This is a genomic window from Oryzomicrobium sp., assembly GCF_021287045.1.
Classification (GTDB): Bacteria; Pseudomonadota; Gammaproteobacteria; order Burkholderiales; family Rhodocyclaceae; genus Oryzomicrobium.
On sequence record NZ_JAJTBG010000005.1, the window covers coordinates 123,920 to 140,903 of the forward strand.

The 16,984-nt window shown below is 71.1% G+C and carries 20 protein-coding genes; 17 read left to right on the top strand and 3 right to left on the bottom strand.

Going from position 1 to position 16,984, the window contains the following annotated elements:
* Positions 1–6: 6 nt before the first annotated feature.
* On the bottom strand, positions 7–2,160 hold the full coding sequence (scpA, locus tag LWW89_RS07040) for a methylmalonyl-CoA mutase (RefSeq protein WP_293263174.1): 2,154 nt from the start codon (positions 2,158–2,160) through the stop codon (positions 7–9).
* 274 nt (positions 2,161–2,434) lie between these two features.
* On the opposite strand from scpA, the gene LWW89_RS07045 reads away from it, so the two are divergent.
* From LWW89_RS07045 to LWW89_RS07060, 4 genes are all read left to right on the top strand, one after another.
* Entirely contained in the window at positions 2,435–3,163 is a 729-nt protein-coding gene (locus tag LWW89_RS07045; protein WP_293263176.1) for a GntR family transcriptional regulator, read from the top strand.
* A 38-nt stretch (positions 3,164–3,201) separates the two neighbouring features.
* On the top strand, positions 3,202–3,972 hold the full coding sequence (locus LWW89_RS07050) for an enoyl-CoA hydratase-related protein (protein ID WP_293263178.1): 771 nt from the start codon (positions 3,202–3,204) through the stop codon (positions 3,970–3,972).
* Between the two features lie 147 nt (positions 3,973–4,119).
* Complete coding sequence (locus tag LWW89_RS07055) at positions 4,120–4,407, top strand: DUF1330 domain-containing protein (RefSeq protein ID WP_293263180.1); 288 nt, start codon at positions 4,120–4,122, stop codon at positions 4,405–4,407.
* 164 nt (positions 4,408–4,571) lie between these two features.
* A complete protein-coding gene (locus LWW89_RS07060; RefSeq protein WP_293263182.1) occupies positions 4,572–5,189 on the top strand; it encodes a hypothetical protein in 618 nt (205 codons plus the stop codon).
* A gap of 18 nt (positions 5,190–5,207) precedes the next feature.
* On the opposite strand, the gene alkB is transcribed toward LWW89_RS07060, so the two are convergent.
* Together alkB and ada are read right to left on the bottom strand one after the other, a co-directional pair.
* Entirely contained in the window at positions 5,208–5,873 is a 666-nt protein-coding gene (alkB, locus tag LWW89_RS07065) for a DNA oxidative demethylase AlkB (protein ID WP_293263184.1), read from the bottom strand.
* A 219-nt stretch (positions 5,874–6,092) separates the two neighbouring features.
* On the bottom strand, positions 6,093–7,232 hold the full coding sequence (gene ada, locus LWW89_RS07070) for a bifunctional DNA-binding transcriptional regulator/O6-methylguanine-DNA methyltransferase Ada (RefSeq protein ID WP_365781145.1): 1,140 nt from the start codon (positions 7,230–7,232) through the stop codon (positions 6,093–6,095).
* 212 nt (positions 7,233–7,444) lie between these two features.
* Here ada and LWW89_RS07075 point away from each other — a divergent pair, with 212 nt between their 5' ends.
* The 13 genes from LWW89_RS07075 to LWW89_RS07135 all read left to right on the top strand — a co-directional run bounded on the left by LWW89_RS07075 (position 7,445) and on the right by LWW89_RS07135 (position 16,905).
* Positions 7,445–8,104: a DNA-3-methyladenine glycosylase 2 family protein gene (locus LWW89_RS07075; protein ID WP_293263186.1), complete on the top strand. Its 660-nt coding sequence runs from the start codon at positions 7,445–7,447 to the stop codon at positions 8,102–8,104.
* A 13-nt stretch (positions 8,105–8,117) separates the two neighbouring features.
* Positions 8,118–8,651, top strand: a complete 534-nt coding sequence (locus LWW89_RS07080) for a hypothetical protein (RefSeq protein ID WP_293263188.1) — start codon at positions 8,118–8,120, stop codon at positions 8,649–8,651.
* 308 nt (positions 8,652–8,959) lie between these two features.
* The gene (locus tag LWW89_RS07085) at positions 8,960–9,865 is read left to right on the top strand and encodes an AraC family transcriptional regulator (protein WP_293263190.1); all 906 of its coding nucleotides are present in this window, start codon (positions 8,960–8,962) and stop codon (positions 9,863–9,865) included.
* Positions 9,866–10,032: 167 nt separating this feature from the next.
* Positions 10,033–11,718 (top strand): diguanylate cyclase, encoded by a 1,686-nt coding sequence (locus LWW89_RS07090; protein ID WP_293263192.1) that lies wholly within the window; start codon positions 10,033–10,035, stop codon positions 11,716–11,718.
* A 107-nt stretch (positions 11,719–11,825) separates the two neighbouring features.
* Entirely contained in the window at positions 11,826–12,620 is a 795-nt protein-coding gene (gene blaOXA / locus LWW89_RS07095; protein ID WP_293263194.1) for a class D beta-lactamase, read from the top strand.
* A gap of 46 nt (positions 12,621–12,666) precedes the next feature.
* Positions 12,667–13,131, top strand: coding sequence for a RidA family protein (locus LWW89_RS07100; RefSeq protein WP_293263196.1), 465 nt, complete (start codon positions 12,667–12,669; stop codon positions 13,129–13,131).
* Positions 13,132–13,240: 109 nt separating this feature from the next.
* On the top strand, positions 13,241–13,612 hold the full coding sequence (locus LWW89_RS07105) for a DUF1304 domain-containing protein (protein ID WP_293263198.1): 372 nt from the start codon (positions 13,241–13,243) through the stop codon (positions 13,610–13,612).
* A gap of 26 nt (positions 13,613–13,638) precedes the next feature.
* Positions 13,639–14,208, top strand: a complete 570-nt coding sequence (locus tag LWW89_RS07110; RefSeq protein ID WP_293263200.1) for a DJ-1/PfpI family protein — start codon at positions 13,639–13,641, stop codon at positions 14,206–14,208.
* 96 nt (positions 14,209–14,304) lie between these two features.
* On the top strand, positions 14,305–14,646 hold the full coding sequence (locus LWW89_RS07115; RefSeq protein ID WP_293263202.1) for a hypothetical protein: 342 nt from the start codon (positions 14,305–14,307) through the stop codon (positions 14,644–14,646).
* A gap of 77 nt (positions 14,647–14,723) precedes the next feature.
* Positions 14,724–15,227, top strand: a complete 504-nt coding sequence (locus LWW89_RS07120) for a DUF2938 domain-containing protein (RefSeq protein ID WP_293263204.1) — start codon at positions 14,724–14,726, stop codon at positions 15,225–15,227.
* Between the two features lie 34 nt (positions 15,228–15,261).
* Complete coding sequence (locus LWW89_RS07125) at positions 15,262–15,600, top strand: tRNA-binding protein (RefSeq protein ID WP_293263206.1); 339 nt, start codon at positions 15,262–15,264, stop codon at positions 15,598–15,600.
* 10 nt (positions 15,601–15,610) lie between these two features.
* Positions 15,611–16,261, top strand: a complete 651-nt coding sequence (locus LWW89_RS07130) for a methyltransferase domain-containing protein (RefSeq protein ID WP_293263208.1) — start codon at positions 15,611–15,613, stop codon at positions 16,259–16,261.
* A gap of 41 nt (positions 16,262–16,302) precedes the next feature.
* Complete coding sequence (locus LWW89_RS07135; protein ID WP_293263210.1) at positions 16,303–16,905, top strand: phosphatase PAP2 family protein; 603 nt, start codon at positions 16,303–16,305, stop codon at positions 16,903–16,905.
* The last annotated feature ends 79 nt before the right edge of the window (positions 16,906–16,984 follow it).

Genomic DNA, 16,984 nt, shown 5'->3' on the forward strand with positions numbered 1-16,984 from the left:
CGGGACTTAGCCGCGGGCCTTGCGGATTTCTTCCAGGACCCGCTTGGCGGAATCCTCGATGCGGGTGCCCGGGCCGAAGATGGCCTTGGCGCCGGCCTGGTACAGGAAGTCGTAGTCCTGGGCCGGAATCACGCCGCCGGCGAAGACGATGATGTCGTCGGCGCCCTGTTCCTTGAGGGAATTCACCAGGGCCGGCAGCAGAGTCTTGTGCCCGGCGGCCAGGGACGACACGCCGATGGCGTGCACGTCGTTTTCCACGGCCTGGCGGGCGGCCTCTTCCGGGGTCTGGAAGAGGGGGCCCATGTCGATGTCGAAGCCCAGGTCGGCGAAAGCGGTGGCTACCACCTTGGCGCCCCGGTCGTGGCCGTCCTGGCCCAGCTTGGCGATCATGATGCGGGGACGGCGGCCTTCTTCCTCGGCGAACTTGGCCACTTCGGCCTTGAGGGATTCCCAGCTGTTCTCGCCTTCCACGACGCCACCATAGACACCGGAAATGGTCTGGTTGTTGGCGCGGAAGCGGCCGAACACCTTTTCCAGGGCGTCGGACACTTCGCCCACGGTGGCGCGCAGGCGAATGGCCTTGACCGCCAGGTCGAGCAGGTTGCCCTCGCCGCTCTCGGCGGACTGGGTCAGGGCGGCCAGGGCGGCCTGGACGGCGGCGCCGTCGCGGGTTTCGCGGATCTTCTTGAGGCGGGCGATCTGGGCTTCGCGCACGGCGTGGTTGTCGATGTCCAGAATGTCGATCTGGTCTTCCTTGGCCAGCTTGTACTTGTTGACGCCGACGATGACGTCCTTGCCCGAGTCGATGCGCGCCTGCTTGTCGGCGGCGCAGGTTTCCACCTGCATCTTGGCCCAGCCCGATTCCACCGCCTTGGTCATGCCGCCCATGGCCTCGATCTCCTGGATGATGCTCCAGGCCTTGTCGGCCATGTCCTGGGTCAGCTTTTCCATCATGTAGGAGCCGGCCCACGGGTCTACCACGTTACAGATGTGGGTCTCTTCCTGGATGATCAGCTGGGTGTTGCGGGCAATGCGCGCCGAGAACTCGGTGGGCAGGGCGATGGCTTCGTCCAGGGCGTTGGTGTGCAGGGACTGGGTGCCGCCGAACACGGCCGCCATGGCCTCGATGGTGGTGCGCACCACGTTGTTGTAGGGGTCCTGCTCGGTCAGGGACCAGCCGGAGGTCTGGCTGTGGGTGCGCAGCATCAGCGACTTGGGGTTCTTCGGCTCGAACTGACTCATGATGCGGTGCCACAGCAGGCGGCCGGCGCGCATCTTGGCGATTTCCAGGTAGAAGTTCATGCCCACCGCCCAGAAGAACGACAGGCGCCCGGCGAAGGCGTCCACGTCGAGGCCCGAGGCAATGCCGGTGCGCACGTATTCCATGCCGTCGGCCAGGGTGAACGCCAGCTCGATGGCCTGGTTCGCGCCCGCTTCCTGGATGTGGTAGCCCGAGATCGAGATCGAGTTGAACTTGGGCATGTGCTGGGCGGTGTAGCCGAAGATGTCGGAGATGATCTTCATCGACGGCTTGGGCGGATAGATGTAGGTGTTCCGCACCATGAATTCTTTGAGAATGTCGTTCTGGATGGTGCCCGACAGCTTCTCTTGCGGCACGCCCTGCTCTTCCGCGGCCACGATGTAGCCGGCCAAGATCGGCAGCACGGCGCCGTTCATGGTCATGGACACGGAAATCTTGTCGAGGGGGATGCCGTCGAAGAGGATCTTCATGTCCTCGACCGAATCGATCGCCACGCCGGCCTTGCCCACGTCGCCCAGCACCCGGGGATTGTCCGAGTCGTAGCCCCGGTGGGTGGCCAGGTCGAAGGCCACCGAAACGCCCTGGCCGCCGGCGGCGAGGGCCTTGCGGTAGAAGGCGTTGGATTCCTCGGCGGTGGAGAAACCGGCATACTGGCGGATGGTCCACGGCTTGACCGCGTACATGGTCGGCTGGGGGCCGCGCACGAAGGGGGCGAAGCCCGGCAGGGTATCGGTATACTCCAGCCCGGCCACGTCCTTGGCCGTATACAACGGCTTGACCGTAAGCCCTTCCGGAGTCACCCAGTTCAGGTTGGCGACATCGCCGCCGGGAGCCTGCTTGGCGGCAGCCTTCTCCCACTGATCCAGGTGGTCGGAGTTGCGTTGGGTCGGTTCGGTCATGGCATCACCTCGTGTTCGGCCCCGGCGCCGGGGCACTTTTCGTTCTGGTCCGCGTTCTGTTCCGTCCAGCCATACCCGCCGGCACGGCGCCGGCAGACCGGGCACCGCATCCTGAGCGGGCGCGCCAACAAGGGTGGAGAGAGATTATGCCCCTTGCAATTCACGGCGCAGCTTGACAGCGGAAACCTTCGATAATACGTTATCCATAATTATGAATGCAACCACCGGCGGCAGTGAGCGCCACCCGCCCACGCCCAGGGAGAGAAAACGGAACATGACCGGCCATCGCATCGCCCAGCCAGCCCTCTATGAAGAGGTGGCGGAGCGGCTTCGCCAGCGTATTTTCGCCCACGAGCTGAAACCCGGCGCGTGGATCGACGAACAGGCCATCGCCGAACAATACGGCATCTCCCGCACCCCCTTGCGCGAGGCCCTCAAGGTGCTCGCCGCCGAGGGGCTGGTGATCCTCAAGCCCCGTCGCGGCTGCTACGTCACCGAGCTATCACCCAAGGACATCAGCGACATCTTCCCGCTGATGGCCCTGCTCGAAGGCCGCTGCGCCTTCGAAGCCACCGAGCGCGCCAGCGCCGCCGACCGGGAACGCCTCCAGTCCCTCCACGACGACCTGGAACAGGCCGCCCGGGACGGCGACATCCCGCGCTTCTTCGAGGCCAACCAGGAATTCCACCGCACCCTCCAGGCCATCACCGGCAACCGCTGGCTGCTCCAGGTGATCCAGGACCTGCGCAAGGTGCTCAAGCTCACCCGGCTCCACTCCCTGTCCGCCGAAGGCCGGCTGCAACAGTCCCTGGAAGAGCACCGGACCATCCTCGCCGCCGTGCTCAAGGGCGACCCGGCCCTGGCCGAGAGCCTGATGCGCGACCACCTGATGGCCGGCCGCGAGGCGGTCACCAAGAACCTGGCCGGCGAATCCGGCACCGCCCAAGCCACCCAAGCCGCCCAGTCCTCGCCGGCCCGCGGCGACGCCGTCCGCTCCTCCTGACCGTGGGCGGCGCGATCCACACCCGCCGGCAAGGGCCGGTGGCCACCGTCGCCCTGGCCAACCCGGGCAAGCTCAACGCCGTCGACTACGCCATGTGGGGCGAGCTGAAGGCCGCCCTGGACGACCTGCGCCGCGAGGCCGACGCTCCGGGCAGCGAACTGCGGGTGGTGGTCATCACCGGCGAGCCGGACGGGGCCACCCCAGCCTTCGCCGCCGGCGGCGACCTGGAAGAATTCCTCACCCTGCGCACCACCCTGGACCAGGCCCTGCACTACCACGACGAACGGGTGGCCCCGGCCCTCGACGCCATCGCCGACTGCCCCCTGCCCACGGTGGCCGCCATCGACGGGCCGTGCATCGGCGGCGGGCTGGAGATCGCCGCCGCCTGCGACCTGCGCATCGCCACCGCCTCGTCCCGCTTCGGCGCACCGATCAACCGCCTGGGCTTTTCCATGTACCCCGGCGAAATGGCCGGCCTGGTCCGGCTCGCCGGCCCCGCCGTGGTACTGGAAATCCTCCTCGAAGGCCGGGTCTTCGCCGCTGCGGAAGCCTACGCCAAGGGCCTGCTTACCCGGGTGGTGGACGACGGCGCCCTGGCCGCCGAAGTGGACGCCACCGCCCGCCGCATCGCCGCCGGCGCCCCCCTGGTGGCGCGCTGGCACAAGCAGTGGGTGCGCCGCCTGCTCCACGACGCCCCGCTGACGGCCGGGGAAAAGGCCGAATCCTTCGCTTTCCTCGCTACCGACGACTACAAGGAAGGCCTGCGCGCCTTCTTCGCCAAGGAAAAGCCGCGCTTTTCCGGCCGCTGAACCCGGCAACGGCCGGCCGGCTCCGGGCCGGGCAACGCCCGGCAGGGCTGCCGACCGGCGCGGCGAACCGATCCTTGCACCGCCCGACCGTGGCCGCTGCCATGCCCGCCGCCCGTGCCGGCAACCGCCCCCCCGGAGGAGATTCCCATGAGCCACGCCTACGTCATCGGCCACATCACCGTCAAAGACCCGCAGCGCTGGGCCGACTACCGTAGCCAGGTGCCGGCCACCCTGGCCCCCTGGGGCGGCGAACTGGTGTTCCGCGGCGCCCGCCTGGGCGACCTGGCCGGCCGCCAGCCCCACGCCGACGTGGTGGTGATCCGCTTTCCCGACCAGGCCGCCCTCGACGCCTGGCACGCCTCCCCCGCCTACCAGGCCCTGATCCCCCTGCGCACGGCCGCCGCCGACATCGTGCTGACCGCCTACGGCACCTGAGCCGAACCGGGCCGAAACACCGGCCCCGGCGGGCGGCGGGCGGCGGCAGGCCGGCAGTCAGGACATCGGCAACTGCAATGCCGCAAATCAATATACATTTGGGATAATGGCAACTACCCGGGCAATCGCCGGGCAACCTTTTCAACGCCCTCGCCCGTCCCGCCATGACCGTCCGCCTCGATGCCATCGCCGCGCTCATCAACCAGTTGGGCCGCTCCTTTGCCGACCCCGCCGTGCCGGCGCCGGGCAACGCCGAAATCCGCGAGGCCCTCGACACCCTGGCCCGGATCACCAACAAGCGCTGGCTGTACGCCCAGTTCCTGCTCGACCAGGCCCGGCCGCCCCTGCTGCTCAAACCCAAGCTGGCCGACGACATGGCCGCCCTGCTGGCCGAGGCCCGGGCCGTCCTGGCGGCGGACACGGCCCGGCGTGCGGATTTTGCGTCCGCCCAGGCCCCCCTGGGCATCCGCTGGGGCAGCTTCCTCGCCGGCGCGGCCCTGGTGGGCTACGGCCTGCTCGGCATCCATTACGACGACCTGTACATCCCGGGCAAGCGCAGCGGCGGCCTCCACCTGCACGGCCTACCGATCTGGCTGATGTTCGCCGCCATCCTGTGCGCGGCGCTGCTGCTCGGCAGCGCGGTCGCGGACCGCTACGACCGGCGCGGCAACGGGCGCCACAACCGCGCCCTGGCCCGCTGCTGCAAGGTGGCCGCCTGGTCCCTGCTCGCCGCCGCCCTGGCGCTGGACGTGGCCATCAAGCTGCAACTGGTCGCCCTGTAGGCGGCGGCCGGCCCTTCCCTAACCGGCCTTACGGAAGGTCAGGCTGACGCGCCGGGGGCCGAGCATGGGGTGATCCCCCTCCCGCACCGGCAGCACGCCGTGGAAATGCAGCCGCGCCGGGCCGCCCCACACCGCCACGTCCCCGTGGGTGAGCAGATGGCGAGTGGTCCGGTCCTCCCGGCGCGGCCCGCCGAAGAGGAAGGTGGCCGGCAGCCCCAGGGACACGGTGACGATGGGCTGGCGCAAGTCCCGCTCGTTCTTGTCCTGGTGCAGGGAGAGGCGGGTGCCCGGGGCGTAGCTGTTGATCAGGCAGGCGTCGGCGGCAAAGCCGGCGAATCCGGCGGCGGCCGCCGCTTCCGCCGCCAGACGGGCAAAGGCGGGCGGCATGGCCGGCCAAGGCCGGCCGCTGTCCGGATCGCAGGGCGCATAACGGTAGCCGTGGCGGTCGCTCACCCAGCCCAGGGCACCGCAGTTGGTCATGGCCACCGACATGGCCAGACCGCCGGGGGTGACCATGCAGCGGAAGGGCGCCGCGGCCGCCACCGCCGCCAGGGCGGCGAGCAGTTCATCCATGCCGGCCAGGGCATGGCGGCGCAGCAGGACGGCCCCCGGGGCGATGTCCTCGCGCCAGGGCGGCGTCGGGTCGATGCCCGCCTCGGGCGGGCCGAACAGGTCCAGGGTCATGACGGATCGCGGGATTCAACGGCGATAAAAACTGGCGGATGCACAACCCGCCGGAGCGCGCATCCTCGCATAGCCTTGTGCAAACCCCGCGCCCCTATTGGTTTTCCGAAAGGCACCGGCGCCGGGCAAGACAGGGCGCCACTCTCCGGACCACTCCATCGGAGACGCCCGTCCCTATTGGCTTTCCGGGCAGGGGCATGAACCGCCCGACGGGAACGCTCATTCCTCCGACTCCCGGTCGAGCAGGCTGCGCTTACGCTCCACACCCCAGCGGTAGCCGGCCAGGCCGCCGTCGCTGCGCACCACCCGGTGACAGGGAATGGCCACCGCCAGGGGGTTGGCGGCGCAGGCCTGGGCCACGGCGCGCACCGCCCGGGGGGCGCCGATGCGTTCGGCGATCTCGGTGTAAGTGGCGGTCTGCCCCGGCGGAATGGCGCGCAGGGTCTGCCAGACCCGTTGCTGGAAGGCGGTGCCGCGCAGGTCCAGGGGCAGGTCCAGGCCCAGCCGGGGCGCATCCACGAAGCCCACCACCCGGGCCACCCAGTCCTCGAACCCGGCGTCGCCGCCCACCAGCTCGGCCCGGGGGAAGCGGTCCTGGAGATCCCGCGCCAGAGCCTGGGGGTCGTCGCCGAGCAGGATGGCGCACACCCCGCGCCCGCTGCGCGCCACCAGGATCGCCCCCAGGGAGCACTGGCCGATGGCGAAACGGATCGTCTCGCCGGCGCCCCCGTCCCGGTAGCGGCCCGGTGCCATGCCCAGCAGCGCCGCCGGATTCTCGTAGACCCGGCTGCTGGCGTTGAAGCCGGCGGCGTAGATCGCCTCGGTAACGCCGCCCCCTCCGGCCAGGGCCTGGCGCAACCGCGCCGCCCGATCCGCCGCGGCGTACTGGTGCGGGGTCAGCCCGGTGACGGCCTTGAAGATGCGGTGGAAGTGGTAGGGGCTCATCCCCGCCCCGGCCGCCAGGTCCGCCAGCCGGGGCACCCCGTCGGCGGCGGCGATCCGGCGGCAGGCGTCGGCCACCGTGGCGGCGTGGCGCTCGGCGGGGGGCGGCAGGTCCGGCCGGCAGCGCTTGCAGGGGCGGAACCCTGCCGCCTCGGCGCCAGCCCGGTCGGCGAAAAAGCGCACGTGCGCCGGCAAGGGCGTCCGGGCGCCGCAGGACGGGCGGCAATACACCCCGGTGGTGGTCACCCCGTAGTAGAAGCTGCCATCGGCCCGAGCGTCCCGGGCGGCGAGGGCGGCCCAGCGGGGATCGTCGGTCCGTTCCTGGGCTGTTTCCCGGGCCGGAGCCTTGGCGTCAGCCTGGTCCAACCGGTCGGCGGAAGGAGGAATAGAGGGAGGGGTGGAGACAGCGGTTTTCACGATGGCACCTGGTTTTCTGGCAGGGGATGAGCGCACTGTAGCCGGCCCGGCCCGATGCCGCACTCCACTGCTTGCTTTCGAATTTTCCCACGCCGCCCCGCCGGAATCGCACCGGCGCAACCCTGCGTCCGGCACGGCAGCGCAAGAAACGGAGCGCCGCCGCGCCCCATGCCTGATAGGCTTGGCGCTCCCCGTCGCCGCCCTTGCCCTTCATGCCCCCCATCGCCCCTGAAAACCCTGCCCCCTACCGGGATGCCAGCGCCCACCTGGCCGGCGTGGATGCGGACTGGGCCTGGCTGGTGGCCACGGTGGGTCCCTGCACCCACGCCCCCAAACCGGCCCGGGAGCCCTACGAAGCCCTGATCCGCGCCGTGGCCTACCAGCAGCTGCACGTGCGCGCGGCGGACGCCATGGTCGCCCGCTTCCTCGCCCTCTTTCCGGAGGCGCCCTTCCCCACGCCCCAGCAGATCCTGGCCACCGCCCCCGAGGCGCTGCGGGCCTGCGGCTTCTCCACGCGCAAGGTCGCCACCATCCAGGCCCTCGCCGCCGGCGCCGCCAGCGGGCTGGTGCCCGGCCGGGAAGAAGCCCTGGCCCTGGAGGACGACGCCCTGGTGGCGCGCCTCACCGCCCTGCCCGGCATCGGCCGCTGGACCGTGGAAATGTTCCTGATCTACACCCTGGAGCGGCTCGACATCCTGCCGGTGGACGACTTCGGCGTGCGCGACGGCTACCGGCGCCTCAAGTCCCTGCCCGCCGCCCCGGGGCGGCGCGAACTGGCCGCCGCCGGCGACGCCCTGCGCCCCTACCGCACCATCGCCGCCTGGTACCTGTGGCGGGTGCCCAAGGACAAGACCCCGGCCGCCACCGCCTGACCGCACCACGCCCATGCCGCAGAACGCCTCCGCCCGATCCTCCCTGCTGCCGGTCTGGGCCGCCGCCCTGGTCTTCGCCGTCTCCCAGGCCAACCTGGCCCGCCTGCTGGCGCCCCTTAACCCCAGCCTCTTCGCCCTGCAACTGGCCTTCACCCCCGACGCCTTCTGGCGGGTGATCGAGGCCTGGGGACCGGCCGGGGTGGCGGCCTACCGGGCCCATTTCCCCTACGACTTCCTCCACCCCTTCCTCTACGGTGCCTTCGGCTACCTGACGGCCACCCGCACCGCCCTGCTGCCCGGGCGTACACCGGCCCTGGGCCGCGCCGCCCGCGGGGCCCTGCCCGTGGCCGGGCTGTGTGACCTGGCCGAAAACGCCCTGCACCTGCATCTGCTCGCCCTGGCGCCCGGGGCCGGCGGCGGGCTGGTGACCCTGTCCGGCACCTGTTCCCTGATCAAGTGGGGCCTGGCCGCCGCCTTCGCCCTGGCCCTGGGCTGGGGCGTGCTGCGCCACGGCGTCGCCCGCCTGGCCGGGGCGCGGCCGGGCTGACGGGTCCCCGCGACGCCCCAACCGACAAAAAAGGCACGGATCGTTCCGTGCCTTTTTTGTCGGGCGGCATTTTTTCACGGCGATTTTGATACGAACCTGGAAACTTCGGCACCAATCTTGAAGATATGCCGGGCGACTGCCGGCACCATGAACGCATTCCCCGGGCGGCCGTGAGCGCCCGCTGAAGCGCTGGCGCCGCGGCTCCGGGAGATTTGCTGGCCGTAGCACTCGGCGTTGCACTTTCAGGTGGTCGATCGATGGCGGATGCGCGTTTCCATGTTCCGCTCCCGGAAATTTCCCTTGCTCCCTTGTCCCATCCGGACGAATACAGCCGCGAACAGACCTGCTTCGAGGCCGGCGACGCCGTTACCGTCGTCAAGGACAGCGAGGGGCTGGGCTGGACCGACCTGTACGCCGTGGTCGCCGAGGAACGCCCCCACGTGGCGGTGCGCCGGGCGGTCCCGGCCCTGTGGTTCGCCGCCGCCCTGCGCGAATGGTCCCTGCACCGGCTCATCGGCGACCTGGAATACCGGGGCTCCGGCCCGGCCGGCCGGGTGACGGTCACCCCGCCCGGGGATTCGGTGCTGGACGTGATCGGCGCCCCCACCCTGGTGCTGCACGTGTTCCTGCGCGAGGACGTGCTGTTCGAAGTGGCCAGCCAGCTGTTCGCCGGACCGCCCCCCGAACCGGCGAGCCTGGGCGGCTTCGCCCTGGACGATCCGGGCCTGCTGCAGCTCCTGCGGGCGGTCAAGCACGGCCTGTACGAATCCGTCCAGGGCGCCGGCCTGAAGATGGGCTACCTGTCCCGGGCCCTGGCCGCCCACGTGCTGCAACGCTCGCCTCAGGCCCCTGCCCTCAAGCCGCACCGGCGGCAATGGAAGGGGCACGGCCTGAGTTCGCGCCAGTTGCGCCTGGTGCTCGAATGCATCGAGGACAACCTGGGCCACAACATCACCATCAACGCCCTGTCCGCCCTGGCCGGCCTGAGCCGGGTGCAGTTCATCCGCCGCTTCAAGGTGTCGACTCGCATGACGCCCCACCAGTACGTGATCGAAACCCGGGTGCGCCGGGCCCGGCAACTCCTGGTCGAAGGACTGCTGCCCCTGGCCGACATCGCCGCCATCTGCGGCTTCTCCAGCCAGACCCATTTCAGCTCCACCTTCAAGCGCCTGGTCGGCACCTCGCCGGCAACCTACCGACGCATGATCGGCTGATGCCAAGCGGCATCGCCGGGCCGCCCGGCCGTCCGGTTGAGGTGCGGCCAATGCCCCCGGCCCACGCGCTTTTACGAATGTTGAAAAACGCGCACCAATCTTGAATACAGCGGCGGCCACGGCCGCTACCTTATTCAGGCGACATTGCCGCACGACCGACCGACGCGATGTTCTCCCCGATGTTCTCCTCCATTCCCCCCACCCAGCCTCCGCCCCCGCCGCCCAAGACGCACCCCCACGCCGACGAGCGCCTGTTCATCCGCTGCCTCTACCTGGTGGCCGCCCTCATCGCCCTGGTGGCGGCCCTGTCCTTCCACAGCATCTCCCGCCTGGAGGACGATGCCCGCCACGCCGCTCGCAGCCATGAGCGGATCGCCCTGCTGCGGAACATGCTTGCAGCCCTGGACGAGGCCGCCAGCGCCGGCCTGGCCCGCGCCTTGGCCGGGGACGCGGCGCCGGACCCCGAACGGCGGCCGGAACGCATCCTGGAACGGACCTTCCACCGCCTCGCCGAACTGGCGCCCGACGAATCGGCCCAGGGCGGGCGCTTGGCGAAGGTCGCCGCCCTGCTCGGTGCACACACCACGGCCCCGGCACCCGACCTGGGCCCGGCGGGCCGCTGGGCGCCCCTGGCGGACAGCGCGGCGCCCGCCATCCGCCAGGCCGTCGGCGACATGCTCGACGCCGAGCAGCGCGCCCTGGCCGACCGGCGCGGCGCCGCCGGCCGCGACAGCCAGCGGGCCCTGATGGCGGTGGCCGGCGGCGCCCTGCTGTCGATCGGCATCGCCGCCACGGCCATCGTCCTGGTCCGCCGCGACTTCGCCGGCAGCCGCCGGGCCCATGCCGCCCTGGTGGACGCCAACGACCTGCTCGACCGCCGGGTGGCCGAACGCACCGCCGAACTGCGCTCGGCCAATGCCCGGCTGGAACTGGCCGACGCGGTGTTCCGCAACGTCCAGGAAAGCATCGCCATCACCGACCTGGATTTCCACATCCTGGCAGTGAACCCGGCCTTCAGCCGGATCACCGAATACAGCGCGGCAGACGTCATCGGCCACCATCTGGGCCAGTTCCAGTGCGGCGGCGAGGATCAGGACGCCTGCCGGGAAATGTGGCAGGCCGTCCGTGCCGCCGGCGCCTGGCAAGGCGAGATCTGGAGCCGCCGGCGCAACGGCGACGTGTACCAGGAATGGCTGAGCGTCAGCGCCATCCGCGACGGCTCCGGGCAACCCCTCTATTACATCGGCGTGGGGGTGGACCTGACCCGGATGCAGCACGCCAAGTCGCACCTGGAATTTTTGGCCCACCACGACCCCCTGACCGGCCTGCCCAACCGGCTGCTGCTCAATTCGCGCCTGGCCCATTCGATCGAGCGGGCGCGGCGCGACGACACCCTGTGCGCCGTCCTGTTCCTCGACCTGGACGGCTTCAAGCCGGTGAACGACACCCTGGGCCACGCCACCGGCGACGAACTGCTGAAGCGGGTGGCCCGCCGCATCGGCGCCCGGCTGCGCGACACCGACACCCTCGCCCGCCTGGGCGGGGACGAATTCGTGGTGGTGCTGGAAGACCTCCCGGACGAGAGCGTCGCCGCGGCGGTGGCGGGCAGCCTGGTGCGCCAGCTCGAACCGCCCTTCGACCTGTACATGGATGGGGGCAGCGCAATCCAGATCGGCGTCAGCATCGGCGTGAGCCTCTACCCCGGCCACGGCGCCCACCCGGACGCCCTGCTGCGGGCCGCCGACGCCGCCCTGTACGCCGCCAAGCGGGCCGGCAAGGGCACCTGGCGCTTCGCCGGCGGCGGCGGGCCCGCCGCTCCCCATCCTGCCGGCATCGGCATATCCGCCGATTGAAACGGCGCGGCCGCCCCGGTAGGCTGGCGGCCCACGGTGCTTTGCGCACCCCTGCTGTCCACGTCCCACTTCCGCCTCCCCCGCGTCCGCTGCGCGGCGCCCCCATCATGAAAAAACTCTTCGTCCTACTCCTGTCCCTGCTCGCCCTGCCACTCCACGCCAGCGACTGGCAGGACGACCCGCGCCTGGCGGCGGCCTTCGCCCGGGCCGGCCTGGCCGGCACCTTCGTCGTCTATGACGTGGCCGCCGACCGGCTGATCGGCCACGACCGGGCCCGGGCCGAAACCCGCTTCATTCCCGCCTCCACCTTCAAGATTCCCAACAGCCTGATCGGCCTGGACAGCGGCACCGTTGCCAGCGTGGACCAGGCGCTGCCCTACGGCGGCAAGCCCCAGTGGAACAAGGCCTGGGAAAAGGACATGGGGCTGCGCGAGGCGATCAAGGTGTCCAACTTCCCGGTGTACCAGGAGCTGGCCCGGCGCACCGGCCTGGCCCGCATGCAGGCCGGCGTGAAGGCCCTGGGCTACGGCAACGGCGAGATCGGCACCGCGGTGGACCGCTTCTGGGTCGACGGCACCCTGACCATCAGCGCCGTGGAACAGACCCGCTTCCTGGCCCGGCTGGCCCGGGGCGAGTTGCCCGTTTCCCGGCAGGCCCAGGCCGACGTGCGCGAGATCACCCTGCTGGAGAGCGGCCCGGGCTGGTCCCTGCACGCCAAGACCGGCTGGAGCGACGCCTCCCGCCCGGACCTGGGCTGGTGGGTGGGCTGGGTGGAAAAAGGCGGCCGGGTGTATGCCTTCGCCCTGAACATCGACATGCCCCCCAAGCCGGCCCTGGACGGCGCCCTCAAGGCCCGCATCGGCCTGGGGCGTGAATGCCTGGGCATTCTGGGCATCCTCTGAGTCCCCCCTCACCCCTCTCCAACCGGCAACCCATGGGAGCCCCGCGATGAGCGCAGAACAACGGTTTGCGGATCTCGGCCTGGTACTGCCGCCGGTGAGCCCCCCGGCGGGCAATTACACGACGGCGGTGCGCACGGGGAACCTGCTGTTCATCTCCGGGAAAGCCCCCCTGCCGGTCGACGGCACGCCGCCGAAAGGCAAGCTGGGGCGCGACTATTCGGCTGCCGAGGGCTACGGGCTGGCCCGCTCCGCCTGCCTGGACCTGATCTCCGTGATCCGGAGCAAGCTCGGCTCCCTGGACGCGGTCGCCCAGATCGTGGAGCTGCACGGCGCCCTCAACGCGGTGCCCGAGTTCGAGGAACACGCCCAGGTGCTGGATGGCGCCTCGGACCTGCTCGCCGCGGTCTTCGGCCCCGCCTGCGGCCACGCGCGCTCGGTGATCGGCGTCAGCTCGCTGCGCAACGGCGTGCCGCTGACGTTGAAGGCCATCGTCGAGGTCAAACCGGACTAACGGGAAATCCTGCGGCGGATGGCAGGTGGCGGGCGCCGGGCCCAGGCCCGCGCTACCATGACGGGCGGGATGCCCGCCCCGGCATCGCCCCTCCCAGGAGAACGGCACCATGCACACCCTCGCAGCCCTCGCCACGGCGGCCGTCGCCCTGCTGCACCTTTACTTCCTGGTGCTGGAAATGTTCCTGTGGGACACGCCCCGGGGCCGCCGGACATTCGGCCTGACGCCGGAATTTTCCGCCGCCTCGAAGGCGCTGGCCGCCAACCAGGGCCTGTACAACGGCTTCCTGGCCGCCGGCCTGGCCTGGGGCCTGCTGCTCGGGCCGGAAGGCACGGCCGTCAAGACCTTCTTCCTGGGCTGCGTCGTCGTCGCCGGCGTGTTCGGCGCCGCCACGGCCAGCCGCAAGATCCTGTTCGTCCAGGCGCTCCCCGGCGCCATCGCCCTGGCCCTGGTGCTGCTCGCGGCCCGGGCCGCCCCGTGAACCACCTACTGGAAAGGCTCCCGCTCATGAAATGCGCCCTGGTCGTCTTCGACCGCATGACCAGCCTGGACTTCATCGGCTTCTACGATCCCCTCACCCGGCTGAAGACGATGCAGTTCATGGCGGACCTGGACTGGCACGTCTGCGCCACGACGCCCGCCGTCACCGACGACCGGGGCCTGCGCCTGGAGGCCGACCGGGTCGGCCAGTCCCTGGCGGGCTACGACCTGCTGTTCGTCCCCGGCGGCTTCGGCACCCGGCAGTTGCAACACGATGGGGCATTCATGGATTGGCTCGGCACCGCCCGGGACGCGCCCCTCAAGATCTCGGTCTGCACCGGCGCCCTGCTGCTCGGCGCCGCAGGCTTCCTGCGCGGCCTGGCCGCCACCACCCACCCCTCGGCCTTCGCCGAGCTGGCCCCCTACTGCGCCACGGTGGCCGACGCCCGGGTGGTGGACAGCGGCGCCGTAATCACCGCCCGGGGCGTCACCTCGGCCATCGACCTGGGCCTGCACCTGGTCGAGCGCCTGGCCGGCCACGACGCCCGGGCGCGGATCGCGGCGCAGATGGATTATCCGTACCGCTGGCAGCCCTGACCTTGAGCGCCGCCCGCACCACCGCTCACAAACCGTTACTGGCCGCGGCCCGCGCTGCCGGCCAGAATCCCACCCTGGCTTGAATCCCCTTATCCCGTGAGCACGGTCACCCTCGCCCCCTACGTCAGCGCCATCCTCCGCCGGCCCGGCCCCCACGCCGTGTGCGAGGCGGCGGTGGAACACAGCACCTGGCAGGATCAGGGCATTGAGGTGCGCCGCGAGGTCACCACCTACCGCTTCGCCGACGGCGCGGTGATCCGGCGCACGGTGGAAGAGGACGATTTTCCCGACGGCCTGGCCTGCGCCGAATGCTGGATCACCTACGAGGTGCTCGACCACGGCGCCGCCGGCGCACCGATCCGGCCGGCCCGGCAGGTGTTCGAGAACGCCTGCCGGGAATCCTTCTGGCTGGCCTACCACAGCGCCGACCCGGCCTGACCCGGGGCGCCGCAGCCGACGCCCCGCCCCCTGCGGACGGTCCACCCGCGCCCCCACGTATCCACGCAAAGCAGACCATGCACGACTGGCCCACGTTGCTTCTTTCCTCCCTCCTCATCGGCATCGGCGCCACGGCGGTCATGGACGTCTACGCCTGGGCGATGAAACGCCTGTTCGCCATTCCGTCCCTGGATTACGCCCTGGTGGGGCGCTGGATCGGCCACCTGCCCCAGGGACGGCTGATCCATGCCGGCATCGCCGCATCCGCGCCGGTGGCGGGAGAACGGGCCATCGGCTGGGGCGCCCACTACGCCATCGGCGTCGCCTTCGCCGGAGCGCTGCTGGCGGTGTGCGGGGTGGAATGGGCCCGGGCCCCCACCTTCGGCCCGGCCCTCGCCACCGGGCTGGTGACCGTGGCCGCCCCCTTCCTCATCCTGCAACCGGGCATGGGCGCCGGCATCGCCGCGGCGAAGACGCCCCGGCCCGGCGTGGCCCGGCTGCGCAGCCTGCTCGCCCATGGGGCCTTCGGAGTCGGCCTGTACCTGTCCGCCGCTCTCCTGGCGGCCCTGGGCGCTTTCTGAAACCACCATTCGAGCAGAACACGAGAACCACGCCATGCAAGAAATCAGCTGGGACGACTTCACCAAGGTGGAATTGCGCGTCGGCCGCGTCGTCGCCGCCGAGGTGTTCAAGGAGGCACGCAAGCCGGCCTACGTGCTGCAAGTGGATTTCGGCCCCGAACTGGGGGTGAAGAAATCCAGCGCCCAGATCACCCACCTGTACCGCCCCGAGGACCTGGTCGGCAAACAGGTGGTGGCGGTGGTGAACTTCCCCAAGAAGCAGATCGGCCCCCTCATGTCCGAATGCCTGGTCACCGGCTTCCACAACGAAAACGGCGAAGTGGCCCTGTGCGTGCCGGACCGGCCGGTGCCCCTGGGCACCCGGCTGCTGTAAGGGCGGAACCATGGAATCCGCCAGCCTCCCGCTCTTCGCCGCTGCCGCCCTGGCCACGCTGCTGGCCGGCGCCCTGCTCTGGCGACTCGCCTCGCGCCGCCATGCCCTGCCCTGCCCGGTGTGGCTGCGCTGGCTGGTGGAGCTAGACAACCCATTCACCCGTACCAATCGGGCGGCGTTCATCGTGGACTGCCTGGCGCCGGAGCCGGGCATGGCGGTGCTCGACGCCGGCTGCGGGCCGGGGCGGGTCACCGTGCCCCTGGCCCGGCGGGTCGGCCCGTCCGGATCGGTGACCGCCGTGGACCTCCAGGCCGGCATGCTCGCCCGGGCCGAGGCCAAGGCCCGGGCCGCCGGCCTTGGCAACGTGGCCTTCGTGCAGGCCGGGCTGGGCGAGGGCCGGCTGGAACGGAACCGTTTCCACCGGGCGGCCCTGGTGACGGTACTGGGGGAAATCCCCCAGCGGGAACGGGCCCTGGCGGAGATTTTCGCCGCCCTGCGGCCCGGGGGCCTGCTGGCCGTGGCCGAGGTGGTCTTCGACCCCCACTTCCAGCGCCGCGGCACCGTGGACCGGCTGGCGGCCGAGGCCGGCTTCGTCCTGGCGGCGCGCCACGGCAACGCCATCGCCTACGTGGCCCTGTACCGCAAGCCGGACGGGGCCTGAGCCATGGCCGCCGGTCTGCCGCGCCCCGCCGGGAATGCACGATGCTGATGCACCTGCTCTACGACTGGGGCGGCCTCAACCGGGAGCTGTTCGCCACCATCAACGGCCTGCGCGGCCCGGTGCTGGACACCCTGATGCTCGCCGGCACCCGGCTGGGCAGCGCCTGGAACGCGGGCTGGATCGCCCTCGGGCTGGCGCTGCTGCTGGCCTGCCGGCGCCTGGCGCCCCAAACTACGCTCACGGCCCGATTGCCCGAGGCCCGCACCCTGGCGCGGCTGCTGCGCGTCTTCGTCGTGGCCAGCGTCCTGGCCCTGATCCTGGTCAGCGCCGCCAAGCACGGCTTCGACATGCCCCGCCCGGCGGCGGCCCTGCCCCCAGGCAGCGTGGCGGTGCTGGCCCCCACCGTCGAGCCCTACAGCCTGCCCAGCGGCCATTCCACCTTCGCCATGCTGGTGGCCGTGGTGTTCTGGCCGGCCTGCCCGCGCCCCTGGCGCGCCGCCCTGGCCCTGGGCGCCCTGTGGGTGGGCGTCTCGCGCGTCAGCGTCGGTGCCCATTTTCCGGCGGACGTGGTGGCGGGCTACCTGTGCGGCGCGGCCTGCGCCGGGCTGGCGGCCCGGCTGGTGCCGCCAGCCCGGGGCGATTGACCTCCCCCGTCAAACCCCGCGCCAGTAGGGCATCTCCAGACAGGCGTCCGTAAACACAAGGCGGGGCGCGGCGCTTCAC

Coding starts and splice junctions, on each gene's coding strand:
- scpA (WP_293263174.1), bottom strand. CDS start 2,160: ATGACCGAACCGACCCAACGCAACTCCGACCACCTGGATCAGTGGGAG.
- LWW89_RS07045 (WP_293263176.1), top strand. CDS start 2,435: ATGACCGGCCATCGCATCGCCCAGCCAGCCCTCTATGAAGAGGTGGCG.
- LWW89_RS07055 (WP_293263180.1), top strand. CDS start 4,120: ATGAGCCACGCCTACGTCATCGGCCACATCACCGTCAAAGACCCGCAG.
- LWW89_RS07060 (WP_293263182.1), top strand. CDS start 4,572: ATGACCGTCCGCCTCGATGCCATCGCCGCGCTCATCAACCAGTTGGGC.
- alkB (WP_293263184.1), bottom strand. CDS start 5,873: ATGACCCTGGACCTGTTCGGCCCGCCCGAGGCGGGCATCGACCCGACG.
- LWW89_RS07075 (WP_293263186.1), top strand. CDS start 7,445: ATGCCCCCCATCGCCCCTGAAAACCCTGCCCCCTACCGGGATGCCAGC.
- LWW89_RS07080 (WP_293263188.1), top strand. CDS start 8,118: ATGCCGCAGAACGCCTCCGCCCGATCCTCCCTGCTGCCGGTCTGGGCC.
- LWW89_RS07090 (WP_293263192.1), top strand. CDS start 10,033: ATGTTCTCCCCGATGTTCTCCTCCATTCCCCCCACCCAGCCTCCGCCC.
- blaOXA (WP_293263194.1), top strand. CDS start 11,826: ATGAAAAAACTCTTCGTCCTACTCCTGTCCCTGCTCGCCCTGCCACTC.
- LWW89_RS07100 (WP_293263196.1), top strand. CDS start 12,667: ATGAGCGCAGAACAACGGTTTGCGGATCTCGGCCTGGTACTGCCGCCG.
- LWW89_RS07105 (WP_293263198.1), top strand. CDS start 13,241: ATGCACACCCTCGCAGCCCTCGCCACGGCGGCCGTCGCCCTGCTGCAC.
- LWW89_RS07110 (WP_293263200.1), top strand. CDS start 13,639: ATGAAATGCGCCCTGGTCGTCTTCGACCGCATGACCAGCCTGGACTTC.
- LWW89_RS07120 (WP_293263204.1), top strand. CDS start 14,724: ATGCACGACTGGCCCACGTTGCTTCTTTCCTCCCTCCTCATCGGCATC.
- LWW89_RS07125 (WP_293263206.1), top strand. CDS start 15,262: ATGCAAGAAATCAGCTGGGACGACTTCACCAAGGTGGAATTGCGCGTC.
- LWW89_RS07130 (WP_293263208.1), top strand. CDS start 15,611: ATGGAATCCGCCAGCCTCCCGCTCTTCGCCGCTGCCGCCCTGGCCACG.
- LWW89_RS07135 (WP_293263210.1), top strand. CDS start 16,303: ATGCTGATGCACCTGCTCTACGACTGGGGCGGCCTCAACCGGGAGCTG.